This is a genomic window from Blautia sp. An81 (assembly GCF_002161285.1).
GTDB lineage: Bacteria > Bacillota > Clostridia > Lachnospirales > Lachnospiraceae > Blautia > Blautia ornithocaccae.
In genome coordinates, this window is record NZ_NFHH01000002.1 from 112,619 (window position 1) to 129,222 (window position 16,604).

Annotated in this window: 12 protein-coding genes and 1 riboswitch; of the genes, 11 read left to right on the forward strand and 1 reads right to left on the reverse strand. The window is 44.5% G+C overall.

The annotated features are described in order from the left end of the window. Entirely contained in the window at window positions 1-1,359 is a 1,359-nt protein-coding gene (locus B5G33_RS02410; protein ID WP_087416620.1) for an MATE family efflux transporter, read from the reverse strand. Window positions 1,360-1,536: 177 nt separating this feature from the next. Here B5G33_RS02410 and B5G33_RS02415 point away from each other — a divergent pair, with 177 nt between their 5' ends. The 11 genes from B5G33_RS02415 to B5G33_RS02465 all read left to right on the forward strand — a co-directional run bounded on the left by B5G33_RS02415 (window position 1,537) and on the right by B5G33_RS02465 (window position 16,575). Then, window positions 1,537-2,340 carry a hypothetical protein gene (locus B5G33_RS02415; RefSeq protein ID WP_087416752.1) on the forward strand — a complete coding sequence of 268 codons (804 nt, stop codon included), beginning with the start codon at window positions 1,537-1,539 and terminating at the stop codon, window positions 2,338-2,340. Window positions 2,341-2,351: 11 nt separating this feature from the next. Further along, complete coding sequence (locus B5G33_RS02420; protein ID WP_242974449.1) at window positions 2,352-3,020, forward strand: hypothetical protein; 669 nt, start codon at window positions 2,352-2,354, stop codon at window positions 3,018-3,020. A 180-nt stretch (window positions 3,021-3,200) separates the two neighbouring features. Beyond that, window positions 3,201-3,297, forward strand: a riboswitch (glycine riboswitch). A gap of 342 nt (window positions 3,298-3,639) precedes the next feature. Next, on the forward strand, window positions 3,640-4,995 hold the full coding sequence (locus B5G33_RS02425; RefSeq protein WP_087270286.1) for an alanine/glycine:cation symporter family protein: 1,356 nt from the start codon (window positions 3,640-3,642) through the stop codon (window positions 4,993-4,995). 127 nt (window positions 4,996-5,122) lie between these two features. Further along, window positions 5,123-5,350: an HPr family phosphocarrier protein gene (locus B5G33_RS02430; RefSeq protein WP_087270289.1), complete on the forward strand. Its 228-nt coding sequence runs from the start codon at window positions 5,123-5,125 to the stop codon at window positions 5,348-5,350. Between the two features lie 595 nt (window positions 5,351-5,945). Then, window positions 5,946-7,907 carry a methionine--tRNA ligase gene (gene metG, locus B5G33_RS02435; protein WP_087416622.1) on the forward strand — a complete coding sequence of 654 codons (1,962 nt, stop codon included), beginning with the start codon at window positions 5,946-5,948 and terminating at the stop codon, window positions 7,905-7,907. 257 nt (window positions 7,908-8,164) lie between these two features. Beyond that, window positions 8,165-10,771, forward strand: a complete 2,607-nt coding sequence (locus tag B5G33_RS02440; protein WP_087270295.1) for a cation-translocating P-type ATPase — start codon at window positions 8,165-8,167, stop codon at window positions 10,769-10,771. A 95-nt stretch (window positions 10,772-10,866) separates the two neighbouring features. Then, window positions 10,867-12,024, forward strand: coding sequence for an AI-2E family transporter (locus B5G33_RS02445; protein WP_087270298.1), 1,158 nt, complete (start codon window positions 10,867-10,869; stop codon window positions 12,022-12,024). After that, window positions 12,014-12,778, forward strand: coding sequence for a TatD family hydrolase (locus B5G33_RS02450; protein WP_087270301.1), 765 nt, complete (start codon window positions 12,014-12,016; stop codon window positions 12,776-12,778). The genes B5G33_RS02445 and B5G33_RS02450 overlap by 11 nt, the downstream gene beginning before the upstream one ends. Window positions 12,779-12,890: 112 nt before the next feature. Next, window positions 12,891-14,447 carry an alpha-amylase family glycosyl hydrolase gene (locus tag B5G33_RS02455; RefSeq protein ID WP_087416623.1) on the forward strand — a complete coding sequence of 519 codons (1,557 nt, stop codon included), beginning with the start codon at window positions 12,891-12,893 and terminating at the stop codon, window positions 14,445-14,447. Between the two features lie 163 nt (window positions 14,448-14,610). Continuing rightward, window positions 14,611-15,201, forward strand: a complete 591-nt coding sequence (locus B5G33_RS02460; protein ID WP_242971301.1) for a TetR/AcrR family transcriptional regulator — start codon at window positions 14,611-14,613, stop codon at window positions 15,199-15,201. Window positions 15,202-15,216: 15 nt separating this feature from the next. Further along, a complete protein-coding gene (locus tag B5G33_RS02465; RefSeq protein ID WP_087416624.1) occupies window positions 15,217-16,575 on the forward strand; it encodes an alpha-amylase family glycosyl hydrolase in 1,359 nt (452 codons plus the stop codon). Window positions 16,576-16,604: the final 29 nt, after the last annotated feature.

The following is a 16,604-nucleotide window of genomic DNA, read 5'->3' on the forward strand; positions in this document are numbered from 1 at the left end:
TTACTGATGGATTTTAAAAAATTTCTTTTGATCAAAGTAATAATAAATAATGAAGAGCACTGCGGTAAGCCCCCAGGAGATGGGGTAGCTCATCAGGATAGTCCGTACTCCAGGCCAGTGAGGCACTGCCAGGAAAATCCAGAGGATACGGAGGATACACACACCGGTACAGGTCATGATCATGGGGACCAGTACATTGCCCATGCCTCTCAGGGCACTGGACAGGATTTCTATAAAGATAAAGAGAACATAGGAAGGAGCGATAATCTGTATGATCTCCATGCCGATTTCAATGACTTCCGGGTCAGTGGTAAAGAGCTGGAGCAGATACCTTCCCAAAAGCAGCAGCAGAGCACTTACCAGGAGAGAAGCGATAAAGTCCAGGAGCAGGCAGACTTTAACACTTTTTTTCATACGGTCATATTTACCGGCACCGTAATTTTGCCCAATAAAGGTTACGATGGATACGCTGAAAGCACCGGAGATCATCCAGTAGATGGCATCGATTTTTCCAAAAGCTGTATAGGCGGCCATAGTATCAGTTCCCAGATTATTGAGGGAAGTCTGGATGATAATATTGGAAATATTATACATAATAGACTGGATACCAGCCGGAAGCCCAATGGTGACAATGGAGATCAGCAGAAACCGATGGAACCGGATTTCTTTGGGATGAAGGCGGTACATGTCTGTGGATTTCATCAGTGCGTGAACCACCAGAACGGCACTGACCACCTGAGAAATTACAGTGGCTATAGCGGCGCCTGCTACTCCCATACCAAAACCTACTACCAGAAGGATATCCAGAAAGATATTGATAAAGCAGCAGACAATAAGGTAGTACAGGGGCCTGGTAGAATCTCCCACAGCTCTTAAAATGGCGGAGCCAACGTTATAAATAAACACAAAAATAATACCTGCAAAATAAATTCGCAGATAGGTGACAGAATCCTGCATAACATCTGCAGGTGTTTTCATCATCTCCAAAAGAACCGGCGCAAGAGCGATACCGATGATGGTGGTGATGATACCGCCTACTATGGAAAGAGCGGCGGCGGTGTGAAGGGTATCGTTCAGATCTTTCTTGTTTTTGGCTCCATAATACCGGGCAATGATAACCGTAGCGCCGGAAGCCAGGGACACGAAGAAGTTTACGATCAGGTTCGTGATCTGGCCGGTAGAGCCCCCTACTGCCGCCAGAGCTTTAGTTCCCACGAACCGGCCTACGACCACGGCGTCTGCCGTATTATAGAGCTGCTGAAAAAGAGTTCCCAGCATAATGGGAAAGAAAAAGATCAGCAGCTGTTTCCATATAACCCCTTCCGTAATCTGATTTACGGAGGCGTCTTTTTTTGACATAAAAAATCCCCCCTGAAATTATGATTGAGGTCATATTGCCTCTGATATAACAATATATATCATAGCTTATGATAATTGTCGATATGGAAAATTCATGTTATGATGATATCAGACTGAAATATGGGCGGAAGGGCGATATCCGCAGCATCCTGGAGAAAGGTGAGAGGAGGAGAAGGATTGAAGATAAAAGTACGTGTAGCAGATCCGGCGGGAAATATAACTGTTTTTGTGATGACTCCAGTGGCGAGAGAAAAATACCCTGCCATTTCCAGGCAGATCCTTGCAAAGAAGGAATTAAAGGGAGAACAGGTGGGGTTTGTAGAGAGGACAGACCAGGACAGGTTCAGGATGGAAATGATGGGTGGGGAGTTCTGTGGGAACGCCTCCAGAAGCTTTGCCTATCTTCTGAGTATGCTTTCCGGTCAGAAACTGCAGGAGATGGAAGTGGAAGTCAGTGGTTCTGAAAAACTTCTGAATGCTGTTGTAGACCGGACAGAGGGAACCAGTCAGGTGGAAATGCCTCTGCCTAAAGAAATAATGGTATTGGAGACAGAAACAGGGGAAACCTATCCCATGGTTGTATTTGACGGCATCTGCCATGTGATCGTAGAGGGAGAACCCAGAAAAGGGGAATTTGTGGAAAATATTCTGAAGAAAGCAAAAGAAATATGTCCCTGCGGCGCATGGGGAATCATGTTTTTAAAAGGAGACTATATGACGCCGGCAGTTTATGTAGAGAGTACAGACTCTCTTGTCTGGGAGAGCAGCTGCGGCAGCGGCAGTATGGCAGCGGCGGTGTATTTATCCCAGAGAGAGGGTGACGGTGAATATTTTTACACACTTTACCAGCCAGGAGGAGAGATCAGAGCTGCGGTCTCCAAAAAAACAGGCGAAATTGTACGATGCACTATGGGAGGACCGGTTCGTATCTCCCAGGAGATGGAATTAGAAATAGAGGATAATGAGGTTGACATAATATGAGGGCGGTTCGTTTGAAACACCCCTATGTAGCAGTGATGAAAGACGGAAGTATTTCTTATGGGGGAAACCAGGGCTGGTTTCAGAGTAATACCATTAAGAAATATGGCTGTGGAGTGGTGGCAGGGTCAGATCTGCTGTTATATTTAAGTTTACATAAGGAATACTGCAGGGGAAGGGAATTCAAAAAAGAAGAGGACGATAACGGAATCTGGGGAGAAGAAAAGTATCAGGAACTTATAAAGACCATGAACCGAAGATACTTTCCGGTAATTCCCGGCTTTGGCATGCCAGGGTGGCTCCTGGCAGGGGGAATGAATTATTATTTCCGCAGAAGCAGGATTCCTCTGAAGGTTTCTTTCGGTGTCCTGAGGAGGAATATCTGGAACCGGACAGCGGCTATGCTGGCCCATGATATTCCGGTAATTCTTGCTATAGGCCCAAACTTCTCTATATTTCGGAGAAAATACAAGCTGAATTTCTATGTAAGAAAAGGGGAGGAATATACCTGCACCTGCCAGACAGCAGCTCATTTTGTGACAGTCACCGCCATGGAGGGAAAATACCTGAAAATTTCTTCCTGGGGAAAAGAGTATTATATAGACATGCAGGAATATATGGACTATGGGAAAAAACACAGCAGTTTTTTGGTGTGCAATATTTTTTATATCCGAAAACGGTGACAAAAGCAGGAAATAAGATTGACAAAGGGAAAACAAGTGCTATAATGAATACCGTTGTTACAAAGTCGGAGAAAATTCCGACAACATATCGTGCCAATTGAAGGGTGCAGGAAAGCGGCTAAGGCCCACCGAAGGAGTAATACTCTCAGGGGTCTCCTAAATGGAGACGGGACTGTATCTGGATGGCTCTCTGGAGAATCCCGTTAAGGGTGCCGAAGGTGTAAGCAGATAAGAGTTTATCTGTGAATCTCTCAGGCAAAAGGACAGTGAGATCAGGAAACTAAACAACGGCTGACGTTTTTTAGAGTTTCAGAGGGTTATTGCATTGGAATTATGCGATAGCCCTTTTTTATTCTACGAGACTGTCGAATTAATCAAAATCGAGAATATTTATACATTTTATTGCTCAGCCTGCGCCGCTTTGAGCCTATGGTCTCAAAGCTATGCTCGACAAATTCGCATAAAATGTATAAATATTCCTGACATATGTTTAATGCGACAGTCCTGTAGAATTAAAAGCCTTCCAGGCGGGCGAAAAACGTCTGGGGGACATAGTTCTGGCGGCGGTTTCCGGGGAGAAGCATGAAAAGAAAAATAACCAGAAAGAAGGAGTCAACAAATGGAAATCTTATCGCAGATCGTAGAAGGGGTTAATTCTTTTTTGTGGGATGGGGCCCTGCTGGTATTGCTTCTGGGAACGGGAATTTTTTATACCATTAACCTGAAGTTCATCCAGGTGAGAAAATTTGGAGAGGGAATGAAGAGAATGTTCGGGAACTTTTCTCTTCATGGAAAAAGTACAGAGAAGGGGCTGAGTTCTTTTCAGGCCCTGGCTACGGCTATTGCGGCTCAGGTAGGTACGGGAAATATTGCGGGGGCTGCTACAGCCATTGCTTCAGGAGGACCGGGGGCTATTTTCTGGATGTGGGTCAGTGCATTTTTTGGAATGGCTACCATCTATGCAGAGGCAGTTATGGCACAGTATACCAGAAAAAGAGAGAATGGTGCCATTGTAGGCGGACCAGTTTATTATATACAGTACCTGTTTAAAGGAAAATTCGGAAAATTCCTTTCTGGATTTTTCTCAGTAGCGATTATCCTGGCACTGGGATTCATGGGAAATATGGTACAGTCCAATTCTATTGGAAGTTCTTTTTATACTGCATTTGGAATAAAACCTTATATAATGGGAATTATAATTGCTGTGATTTCTGCGATAATATTCCTGGGAGGAATCAACCGGATCGCCAGAGTGACGGAGAAGATCGTGCCTCTTATGGCCCTGGTTTATATTGTGGGCTGTGTGATCATTCTGATCATGAACCTGAATGGTCTGGGAAAAGCTTTTCATGATATTTTTGTGGCGGCGTTCTCACCTTCTTCCGTATTAGGAGGAGCTGCGGGAGTTACTGTCCAGAAAGCTATGCGGTTTGGTGTTGCCAGAGGTCTGTTTTCTAATGAAGCAGGTATGGGTTCTACACCTCACGCTCATGCCACAGCAGACGTAAAGCACCCGGCAGATCAGGGAATCATTGCCATGATAGGTGTGTTTATCGATACCTTTGTGATACTGACTCTTACCGCTTTGGTAATTCTTTCTACAGGGGCTCTTTCTACAGGAGAGACTGGCTCGGCTCTGGCTCAGGCTGCATTTAATTCTTCCTACGGCTCCTTTGGAAATGTATTTATCGCTATCTGCATGCTGTTTTTTGCTTTTACCACCATAATCGGCTGGTACTATTTCGGTGAAGTAAATGTCCGCCATCTTTTTGGAAAGAAAGCTGTGCGGGGATATGGACTTCTGGTGGTCATCTTTGTCCTCATAGGCTCTACTCTGAAGGTAGACCTGGTATGGAATATGTCAGACATGTTTAACGGACTGATGGTAATCCCTAACCTTATTGCGATTCTGGCAGCAGTGGGTATAGTAAAAAAACTGAGCAGAGAACATGAAAACATGGGAAAAAATCAGTAGAAATAAGAGCCTGGAGAAGCAGGAAAAAATAAAAAAATAGGTGTTGAAATTTCCGGAAATTTGTTTTATCCTAAGGGCTGATAGATTTAACCCAGGTTATGAAGGAATGACTTAGGAGGAAGAAAATATGAAGGAAAAGAAAATACGTTTTCGTCATATCGAAGAGATGAAAGATTTCGTCAGCGCCGCATGCCGCTGTGAATTCGACATCGATATCATCAGTGACCGTCTTGTGGTTGATGGAAAATCTATTTTAGGAGTTTTAAGCCTGAACTGCGACAAGGAGCTCCATGTGAAATATGATGGAACAGAACCTTATTTTGAGGAAATGCTGGGAAAATACGCAGTGGCTTAGACATATTTTACGGTTTACAAATTTTCTGGTATATGCTAACATAGCACATAAGAAAACACAGTGACGAAGAGAGTACCTGTATTTTGTGTTCACAGAGAAGTCTCCCATGGCTGAGAGGAGACAGACAGAGATAGAGGGAAGATGGCTTCTGAGAGGCGCACCGAAGCACAGGTCTTGTGCCAAGGCTGCGACAGGGTCCGCCTGTTACAGCGGTAAGGTATATCGGCAGATGTACCTGATGAGGTCTGTGCTGTGAGGTACAGACGAACAGAAGTGGTAACACGGGCTGACGCTCGTCTTCTTTGGAAACAGGGAAGACGGGCTTTTTCTTTTTTTGAGAGGTGCTTTGCAGGTGTTGAGGGAATCTTGGTATCTTTTATTGCTCAGTCTGCACTGGTTTGAGCCCTAGCGGTCTCAAACCGTGCTCGACAAATTCGCATAAAAGATACCAAGATTCCCCTGAAAGTTGCGGCTGCTCGAAAAAAGAAAAGGCCGTTAGAGGGCTGGTGTGGAGGTGTACAGGTTCGAGCCTTGGTCTCAAACTGTGCTCGACAAATTTGCATAAAAGATAGTAACAAGTTAGGAGGACGATGAAATGGATAAGAAGAAGTATTATATTACTACGGCTATTGCCTATACTTCAGGGAAGCCCCATATTGGGAATACTTATGAGGCGGTTTTGGCGGATAGTATTGCCAGGTTTAAGAGGCAGCAGGGATATGATGTGTTTTTTCAGACGGGAACGGATGAACATGGTCAGAAGATTGAGCTGAAGGCGGAAGAGGCTGGTGTAAGCTGTAAGGAGTTTGTAGACCAGGTATCTGGTGAGATTAAAAATATCTGGGATTTAATGGGCACTTCTTATGACAAGTTTATCAGGACTACAGATGACTATCATGAAAAACAGGTACAGAAAATATTTAAAAAGCTTTATGACCAGGGTGATATTTACAAAGGATATTATGAAGGTCTGTACTGTACTCCCTGTGAATCTTTCTTTACGGAATCTCAGCTGGTGGACGGAAAGTGTCCTGACTGCGGACGTCCCGTAACTCCGGCTAAGGAAGAGGCTTATTTCTTCAGAATGAGCAAATATGCGCCCAAGCTGATCGAGTATATCAATGAGCATCCGGAGTTTATCCAGCCGGTATCCAGGAAAAATGAGATGATGAACAACTTCCTTCTGCCTGGACTTCAGGAGCTGTGTGTGTCCAGAACCTCCTTTAAATGGGGAATTCCGGTAGACTTTGATCCCAGGCATGTGGTTTATGTATGGCTGGATGCGCTGACCAACTACATCACCGGAATCGGCTATGACTGTGATGGAAACAGTACAGAGCAGTTTGAAAAATACTGGCCGGCAGACCTGCATCTGATCGGAAAAGATATCATCCGTTTCCATACTATTTACTGGCCTATTTTCCTGATGGCTCTGGGACTTCCTTTGCCTAAGCAGGTATTTGGACATCCCTGGCTGCTCCAAGGAGACGGAAAGATGAGCAAATCTAAGGGAAATGTGCTTTATGCCGACCAGCTGGTAGACTTCTTTGGGGTAGATGCCGTCCGCTATTTCGTGCTCCATGAGATGCCTTTTGAAAATGACGGCGTGATCACCTGGGAGCTGATGGTAGAGAGATTAAACTCTGAGCTTGCCAATACTCTGGGAAATCTGGTAAACCGGACCATTTCCATGTCTAACAAGTATTTCGGCGGCGTGGTAAAGAGCACTGGCGTCACAGAGCCGGTAGACCAGGAACTGAAAGCGGTTGTCCAGGGAACAAAAGAAAAAGTGGCAGCCAAGATGGAAGACCTTCGTGTGGCAGATGCGATCACAGAAATCTTTACCCTGTTTAAACGCTGCAATAAATATATCGATGAGACCATGCCTTGGGTGCTGGCAAAGGACGATGAAAAGAAAGACCGTCTGGCGGAAGTGCTCTACAATCTGGTAGAGGGAATCTGCGTAGGCGCTGCTCTTCTGGAATCATTTATGCCAACTACTACAGAGAAAATCCTTGCTCAGCTTAACGCACCAAAGAGAAGTTATGAAGAGCTGGATTCCTTCGGTTTATATCCTTCCGGAAACAAGGTAACAGAGAAACCGGAGATCCTCTTTGCCCGTCTGGACGTAAAAGAGGTTATGGAAAAGGTGGAAGCTATGCGGGCTGAAGAGACAAAAGACCAGGAAGCAGAAAAAGAGGAAATTCCTGTTATAGATATAGAAGCAAAACCTGAAGTCACCTTTGATGATTTCATGAAAATGCAGTTCCAGGTAGGGGAGATCATCGCCTGTGAGGAAGTGAAAAAGTCCAAAAAACTTCTCTGCTCCCAGGTAAAGATCGGAAGCCAGGTAAAACAGATTGTTTCCGGCATTAAGTCAAATTATAAACCGGAAGGTATGGTTGGAAAGAAAGTTATGGTCCTGGTGAACCTGAAACCGGCTAAGCTGGCAGGAGTTCTTTCTGAAGGAATGATCCTGTGTGCAGAAGGTCTTGACGGAGAACTGGCCCTTATGACTCCTGACAAGGATATGCCGGCAGGTGCGGAAATCTGCTGATTAGGGGTTGACAAGACTTTTTTAATCGTTTATTATCTTTTTAAATGAAAGGGAGTAGCTGGCACCAAAAGGTGTTTGCGACAGCGTCAATCTCGATGAGGGAACTCTCATCCGTGTCGTGATGAAACAGCGAGACTTTTATTGCATGATCAATTGTGCAGTAAAGGTCTCGCTTTTTGCATATAAAGACCTTTACTAAGCAAACTACTTAGAAAGAGTCTGAAAATGCGGCTCGGAAAACGAATGGAGGAAGAAGCATGAAAGAGTATTACCAAATGTCCAGGACAGAGGCTCAGAAAGCCGTTAATGGCAGTACCCAGCCTCTGACAGAAGAACAGGTAAAGAAGAACCAGGAAAAGTATGGTCCAAACGCTCTTGCAGAAGGCAAGAAGAAAACCGTTCCCCAGATTTTTCTGGAACAGTACAAAGATTTCCTGGTGATCATTCTGATCGTGGCGGCTATCGTATCTGGTATTCTGGGTGAAACAGAAAGCGCCATTGTTATCTTGATCGTTATTACCATTAATGCGATTTTGGGCACTGTCCAGACTGTAAAGGCAGAACAGTCCCTGAACAGTCTGAAGGCTATGTCGGCTCCGGAAGCCAAGGTAGTCAGAGGAGGAGATGTGATTAAAATACCATCTTCTCAGGTTACTATAGGTGATATCGTTATGCTGGAAGCAGGAGATTATGTGCCTGCTGACGGACGTATTCTTGAAAACGCCAGTCTGAAGGTAGACGAAAGCGCACTGACAGGAGAAAGTCTTGCAGTGGAAAAAATGGAAGACGCCATTGAGGGAGAAGCTGCCCTGGGTGACAGGACCAACATGGTCTTTTCCGGAAGTTTTGTTTCCTACGGAAGAGGTTCCTTCCTGGTAACAGGAATCGGTATGAATACCGAAGTAGGAAAAATCGCCAGTCTGTTAAAGAGCACTTCTGAGAAAAAGACTCCTCTGCAGATGAATCTGGATAATTTCGGACAGAAGCTGTCCATCCTGATTTTAGTATTCTGCGCAATCCTTTTTGGTATCAGCGTATTCAGAGGAGAGGGCGTGGGAGATGCTTTCCTGTTTGCCGTAGCTCTTGCAGTAGCTGCAATTCCTGAGGCCCTGAGCTCTATCGTAACCATCGTGCTGTCCTTCGGTACACAGAAAATGGCAAAAGAGCATGCTATTATCCGTAAGCTTCAGGCAGTGGAAGGTCTGGGAAGTGTGTCAATTATCTGTTCTGATAAGACTGGTACTCTGACACAGAATAAAATGACAGTTGAAGACTATTATGTAGAAGGGAAAGAAATTCCTGCAGCATCTATTGACCTGGGAGATGAAGCTCAGAAACAGCTTCTCCGCCACAGCATTTTATGTAATGACTCTACAAACAAAAACGGAGAAGAGATCGGAGATCCTACGGAAACTGCTCTCATCAATCTGGGCGACAAACTGGGATGTCCCGCAGAGACCATCCGTGAGAAATACCCCAGATGCAGCGAGGTTCCTTTTGACAGTGACAGAAAATTAATGTCTACCTTGCACAATCTGAAAAACGGCTGTACTATGGTTACAAAAGGTGCCGTAGATGTTCTTCTGGGAAGAGTTTCCCATATCCAGAAAAACGGAGAAGTATGTCCGATCACAGAGGAAGACAAGAGGATCATTGAAGAACAGAACCAGAAGTTTTCCAGAAACGGTCTTCGTGTCCTGGCCTTTGGATATAAAAAATTTGAAGAAGCCAGAACCTTATCTGTGGAAGATGAAAATGACCTGACATTCCTGGGTCTGATCGCTATGATGGACCCGCCAAGAGAAGAGTCCAAGGAAGCAGTTGCCGAGTGTATCCGGGCGGGCATTAAGCCTATTATGATCACTGGTGACCATAAGGTAACAGCGGCAGCTATTGCTAAGAGAATCGGGATTTTGAAAGACGAATCAGAAGCCTGTGAGGGTGCGGTTATTGAAAATATGACAGATGAAGAGCTGCAGGACTTCGTGGAAGGTATTTCTGTATATGCCCGTGTTTCACCGGAACACAAGATCCGTATTGTCCGGGCATGGCAGGATAAAGGAAACATCGTAGCCATGACAGGAGACGGAGTAAACGATGCCCCGGCTCTGAAGCAGGCAAATATTGGTGTGGCTATGGGAATCACCGGTACAGAAGTTGCAAAAGACGCAGCATCCATGGTACTTACCGATGATAACTTTGCAACCATCGTAAAAGCTGTAGAAAACGGAAGAAATGTTTACAAGAACATAAAGAGTTCTATCCAGTTCCTCCTTTCCGGTAACTTTGCAGGAATCCTGTCTGTACTCTATGCGTCACTGGCAGGTCTGCCGGTACCTTTCGCACCGGTTCATCTGCTGTTTATCAACCTGCTGACAGACAGTCTTCCGGCTATTGCTCTGGGACTGGAACCTCACAATCCTGATGTAATGAACGATAAGCCGAGACCAATGAACGAGTCTATACTTACCAAAGATTTCCTTTCCAAGATCGGAATTGAGGGTCTGGTTATCGGTATTATGACCATGATCGGCTTCTATATCGGATACCAGGAAAATACTGCACTTGCTATGACTCTGGCTTTCGGTACACTTTGTACCTCACGTCTGGTCCATGGATTTAACTGTAAATCAGACAAACCTGTATTATTTACAAAGAGATTTTTCAACAATAAATACCTGGCTGGGGCTTTCCTTTTAGGTCTTGCTCTCATCACTGCTGTAGTGATGATCCCAGGTCTGGATTCTATTTTCCAGGTACAGACTCTGAGCTTTACTCAGCTTCTGACCATGTATGGGCTGGCAATCGCCAACCTTCCGATAATCCAGCTTATTAAATGGATCCGTATGAAGATTAAAAAATAATATGATATTTTGGCAGTCCCATTTAACACAAAACATAAACGAAGTTGTCGTTATGCCAGTTAAATGGGGCTGCTCTTGAAAATGGGAGGATGCGTATGGATTTGAACAAAAAGGATATGAAGAACATTATGCTGTTGATCGTTTTTGCAGTGCTCTTCTATATAGGCGTACAAAAGATTAATAGCGTGGCAGCGGGAGTTGTGTTTGTCTGGCATCTGGTATTCCCCTTTATTTTGGGAGGGGCCATTGCTTTTATCCTTAATGTGCCTATGCATGCTCTGGAAAAAAGACTTTTCGGCAGACTGAAGGAGCAGGGAAAAGCGAAAAAATTAGCAAGGCCGGCAAGTCTCATACTTTCTATCCTGCTGGTTATCGTGATCATTTGGATTGTTCTGGTAGTATTAATACCGGAAATCGGAAGCACCATTGTGAGCCTGAGCCGCCAGATCGAGCTGGCAATCCCCAGGATGCAGAAATGGTTTACAGATAATTTCCAGGCCAATCCCCTGATTGAAGAGCAGATCAATAACTGGTTTAATTCTCTGGAGGTTAACTGGGACCAGATCATACAGACTGGTATTGACTTTCTGAAAAACGGAGCCGGAAATGTACTGGGAACTACATTTAATGTGGCAGTAACTGTGATCAACTCTGTGATGAACTTTGTGATCGGTTTTGTATTTGCCTGCTATATTCTGCTCCAAAAGGAAAAGTTATCTGTCCAGATCCGGAAAGTCCTTTACGCATTTTTCCCTGGAAAAGTTGTGCGTCAGGTGTTAAAAGTGGCTTCTCTGAGTTATAAGACATTTTCTAACTTCGTTACAGGCCAGTGCCTGGAAGCCGTGATCTTGGGAACCATGTTTTTTGTGGTAATGAGTATTCTGAAATTCCCTTACGCGATGCTGGTTGGAGTGGTGATCGCCTGTACCGCCCTGATCCCTATATTCGGAGCTTTTATCGGCTGTGTTGTAGGGGCCTTCCTGATCCTGGTGGTGAACCCTATGCGGGCGGTGGCTTTTGTTATCCTGTTTCTGATCCTTCAGCAGATTGAGGGAAACCTGATTTACCCCCATGTGGTAGGAAACTCGGTAGGACTGCCTTCTATCTGGGTGCTGATGGCCGTGACAGTAGGCGGAAACCTGATGGGAGTAGTAGGAATGCTGGTGTTTATTCCACTGACCTCTATCATTTACGCATTGTTCCGCCAGACCGTCCATAGGAGATTAAAGGAGAGAAAGATCCATGATATTTGAGACACACGCCCATTATGATGATGAGGCTTTTGACAGAGACCGGGATGAACTTTTGAAGACCATGCATGCCCATGGAATTGAGAAAATCATCAATGTGGGAGCTTCTTTGGAAGGAGTAAAGGATACGGCGGATCTTATGGAAAGATATCCTTTTGTCTATGGAGCAGTAGGTATTCACCCGGATGAGGTGGGAAGTCTCACCGAAGAAGACATGAAGTGGCTGCGGAGTCTGTGTGACAGAGAAAAAACCGTGGCTGTAGGAGAAATCGGTCTGGACTATTACTGGGACAAAGAAAATCATGATGTTCAGAAAAAATGGTTTGTCCGGCAGATGGACCTGGCCAAAGAAACCGGGCTGCCCATTATCGTCCACAGCCGGGACGCAGCTAAAGATACCCTGGATGTCATGAAAGCAGAGCGGGCGGATAATTTAAAGGGAGTGATCCACTGCTATTCCTACTCCAAAGAACATGCCAGAGAATATATGAATATGGGATACTATCTGGGGGTAGGCGGCGTGGTTACTTTTAAGAATGGAAAACGGCTGAAAGAAGTGGTAGAATATGCGCCCCTGGATTATCTGCTGCTGGAGACCGATGCGCCCTATCTGGCTCCGGAACCCTACAGAGGAAAGCGGAACTGTTCTCTCTACCTTACCTATGTGGCTCAGACCATTGCACAGATAAAGGGCGCGTCTTATGAGGAAGTGGTTGAGGTTACCAGAAGGAATGCAGAAAGACTCTTTGGAATATAAATAGCAGAAAAAGTCAAAATATCGTAATTTTCAATCAAATAATTGCAGGAATTTATCCGAAATCTATAATAAGATGTTAAATAGAGAATTAACATAGAGGAGGATTTTTCTTATGCCAAAATGGTTGGACAATGCAATTTTTTATGAGATTTACCCTCAGACTTTTCTGGATACTAATGGAGACGGCATCGGAGATTTTCAGGGAATCATCAGAAAATTAGACTATATAAAAGAACTGGGATGTAATGCCATCTGGCTGAATCCATGCTTTGTTTCTCCTTTCTCAGATGCAGGTTATGACGTGGCGGATTATTATACAGCTGCGCCCAGATATGGAACCAACGAGGACTTGAAAGAGCTTTTCGCAAAGGCTCATGAGAAAGATATGCACGTGATCTTAGACCTGGTCCCGGGACATACATCTATTGAACATCCCTGGTTTAAAGCTTCTTTAAGCCCAGAGGAAAATGAGTTTAGCCACCGTTATATCTGGACGGATAAAGCCTGGAAGGGATTTGAAAATGTAGGAAATATTAAGGGCTGTATCAGAGGTCTTTCAGACAGAGACGGCTCCTGCGCAGCCAACTATTATACTACTCAGCCGGCTTTGAACTATGGTTTCTATAAGGTGACAGAATCCTGGCAGAAAGATATGCATTCTCCTGAAGCAATGGCTACCAGAGAGGCTATGAAAGATATCATGCGTTTCTGGCTGGGAATGGGATGCGACGGTTTCCGTGTGGATATGGCAGGCTCCCTGGTAAAGAATGATGAAGAGGGAAAGGGAACCATTGAGCTGTGGCAGGATTTCCGTAAATTTTTAGATGAAGAGTTCCCGGAGGCGGCCATGATTTCTGAATGGGGACAGCCGGACAAATCTCTGGAGGGAGGATATCATATGGACTTCCTTCTCCACTTTGGACCTTCTTATTACATGGACCTGTTCCGCAGTGAGCATCCATACTTTAAGCGGGATGGGAAAGGAAATATTGGAGATTTTGTAAGAACCTACCAGGCTAATTATGACAAGACCAACGGAAAGGGACTGATCTGTATTCCCTCCGGTGACCACGACATGAGCCGTATCAAGGAAAAACTGGATGATGAAGAAGTAAAGATTGCTTTTGCATTTCTTCTTTCTATGCCGGGAGCGCCTTTTATATACTATGGAGACGAAATCGGCATGAATTATCTGGCAGGTATCCGTTCTGTAGAAGGAGGATATGAAAGGACAGGAGCAAGATCTCCCATGCAATGGGATAAGACCACTAATGCAGGTTTTTCCAGCGCTAAGCCAGAGGATCTCTATATTATGATCGATCCGGACAAGAACCGTCCTACAGTGGAAGCTCAGATGGAAGATGAAGATTCTCTGTTCCATGAAGTTCAGAAACTGATTAAAATCCGTCTTGACCATGAGGCCCTTCAGAGCAATGCATCTTTGGAATTCCTTTATGCAGAGGATAACGCATATCCTCTGGTTTATAAGAGAACAGGAGAGAGGGAAACAATAGTAGTGGCCCTGAACCCTTCTGATAAAGAGGTTACGTGTAAGATAAATGCCAAGGATGGAATAGACATTCTGTATTCCAACAATGGTGAGTCTGCACTGAAGGACGGAACTCTGACCGTTCCTCCTGCAAGTGCAAGCTTTATCAAAATAAAATAAAAAGAATAAACAGGGAGAGCAGTGGGAACAGCTGAAGAAAAAAGGCTGTTTTCATTGCTTTTTCTGTTTATATGAGGAAAGGTGTTTTTTTGCCGAGGAAGTGTTGATTTTTTATATACCGATTGGTATAATAGACCTATCGCAGACATTAAGAGCAAAGGCGGTGATTCGAATAGACAACAGGGAATTGCTTCTGGATGCCGCACTGGATCTTTTTTATGCCAAAGGATATGACGCAGTGGGGGTTCAGGAAATTGTAGACAGGGCGGGAGTTACAAAACCGACTCTTTACTATTATTTCGGAAGCAAAATAGGGCTTTTACAGAATCTCCTGGAGCGGGGATACAGAGTTTTGGAAAAAGGAGTTCTGGAGGCAACCAGGATGAAGGCTAATCTGCCGGAGGTCTTGTATAAAGTCGCAAGAGAATTTTTTGACTATGCGGCAGACCACCAAAAATTTTATCTGTTTATGCTGGCTTTGTTTTACTCTGGGAGACAAAATGAAGCTTATAAAACAGTGGCGCCTTTCATTGAGAATTATTATAATCTTATTGTAGGGATTTTTGAAAACGCAGCATCTCAGCTGGGCAATATGAGAGGGAGGCAGAGGCTGTTTGCAGTTGGATTCACAGGAACTCTCAATCACCATATTATGACAGTAAGCTACGGACTTTCAGAAAATGAAAATTTTGAAATCTCTAATGAGACTACTTATGAGATCGTACATCAATTTTTATACGGAATATATTCTTAACAGGAGGAAATGAAAATGGCAGCATGGTATGAAGAGGCAGTATTTTATCACATTTACCCCATTGGCATGACCGGGGCACCCAGGGAGAACAGAGAGGAGCAGGTGGTCCACAGATTTGAACTTCTGAATGACTGGCTCCCTCATGTGGCAGAGCTGGGCTGCACCGCTATCTATATAGGACCTCTTTTTGAGTCCACTACTCACGGATATGATACCAGAGACTACAAAAAGGTAGACAGAAGACTGGGAGACAATGAGGACTTTGCAGAATTTGTAAAAAAAGCACATGACCTGGATATTAGGGTAGTGGTAGACGGAGTTTTCAACCATACAGGAAGAGAATTTTTTGCCTTCCAGGATATTCAGAGGAACCGGGAACATTCTCCTTACTGCGGATGGTACAAGGGTATTAACTTTGGATGGAACAACCCCTACAATGATGGTTTTGGCTATGAAGCCTGGAGAAACTGCTTTGAACTGGTTAACCTGAACCTTCAGAACCCTGAAGTAAGAGATTATCTTTTGGATGTGATCGATTTCTGGATCGATACTTTTGATATCGACGGTATCCGTTTGGACTGTGCAGACTGTCTGGACTTTTACTTCATGGAAGAGATGCGGCGGCGGACGTCCGAGAAGAAAAAAGATTTCTGGCTTATGGGAGAAGTGATCCATGGAGACTACAGCCGCTATATCCAGGACGGACAGAAGATGCTCCACAGCGTTACCAACTATGAGCTCCATAAAGGTCTTTATTCCGGACACAATGATCACAATTATTTTGAAATTGCACATACTATCCGGAGAGAATTTGATGAAAACGGCGGCATCTACAAAGGTATGAAACTTTACTCTTTTGTAGATAATCATGATGTAGACAGGATCATGAGCAAGCTGAACCAGAAAGAGCATATTTATCCGGTATATACACTTTTATATACTTTACCGGGAATCCCTTCTCTCTATTATGGTTCTGAATGGGGGATTGAAGGCAGAAAAGAAGGAAGCAATGATGACTTCCTGAGACCTGCTTTAAGTATGGAGGACCTGGAGAAAGAACAGGATTCTCCAGTGATGGACTGGGTAAAGAAGCTTGGAGAAGTCCATAAGAAGTTCAGCCAGTGCCTGGCCTATGGCCGTTACAGGGAGCTGCTGCTGACCAACCGGCAGTATGCTTTCGCAAGATTTACAGAGGAACAGGGACTTCTGACTGCTGTAAACAATGACGAGCAGGAGGCAGAGCTGTTCATTCCAGCTCCTTTCCAGGATAAGACTTATGTAAATCTAGAAACAGAAGAGGAAGTGGCGGTGGAAAACGGCAGGCTGCATATCACTGTGAAAGCTGCAGGAAGCGCATTCCTGGAAATACGTTAAAATAATAGGTGCGGGAATGCTGTACATTC

Coding starts and splice junctions, on each gene's coding strand:
- B5G33_RS02410 (WP_087416620.1), bottom strand. CDS start 1,359: ATGTCAAAAAAAGACGCCTCCGTAAATCAGATTACGGAAGGGGTTATA.
- B5G33_RS02425 (WP_087270286.1), top strand. CDS start 3,640: ATGGAAATCTTATCGCAGATCGTAGAAGGGGTTAATTCTTTTTTGTGG.
- B5G33_RS02430 (WP_087270289.1), top strand. CDS start 5,123: ATGAAGGAAAAGAAAATACGTTTTCGTCATATCGAAGAGATGAAAGAT.
- metG (WP_087416622.1), top strand. CDS start 5,946: ATGGATAAGAAGAAGTATTATATTACTACGGCTATTGCCTATACTTCA.
- B5G33_RS02440 (WP_087270295.1), top strand. CDS start 8,165: ATGAAAGAGTATTACCAAATGTCCAGGACAGAGGCTCAGAAAGCCGTT.
- B5G33_RS02445 (WP_087270298.1), top strand. CDS start 10,867: ATGGATTTGAACAAAAAGGATATGAAGAACATTATGCTGTTGATCGTT.
- B5G33_RS02450 (WP_087270301.1), top strand. CDS start 12,014: ATGATATTTGAGACACACGCCCATTATGATGATGAGGCTTTTGACAGA.
- B5G33_RS02455 (WP_087416623.1), top strand. CDS start 12,891: ATGCCAAAATGGTTGGACAATGCAATTTTTTATGAGATTTACCCTCAG.
- B5G33_RS02465 (WP_087416624.1), top strand. CDS start 15,217: ATGGCAGCATGGTATGAAGAGGCAGTATTTTATCACATTTACCCCATT.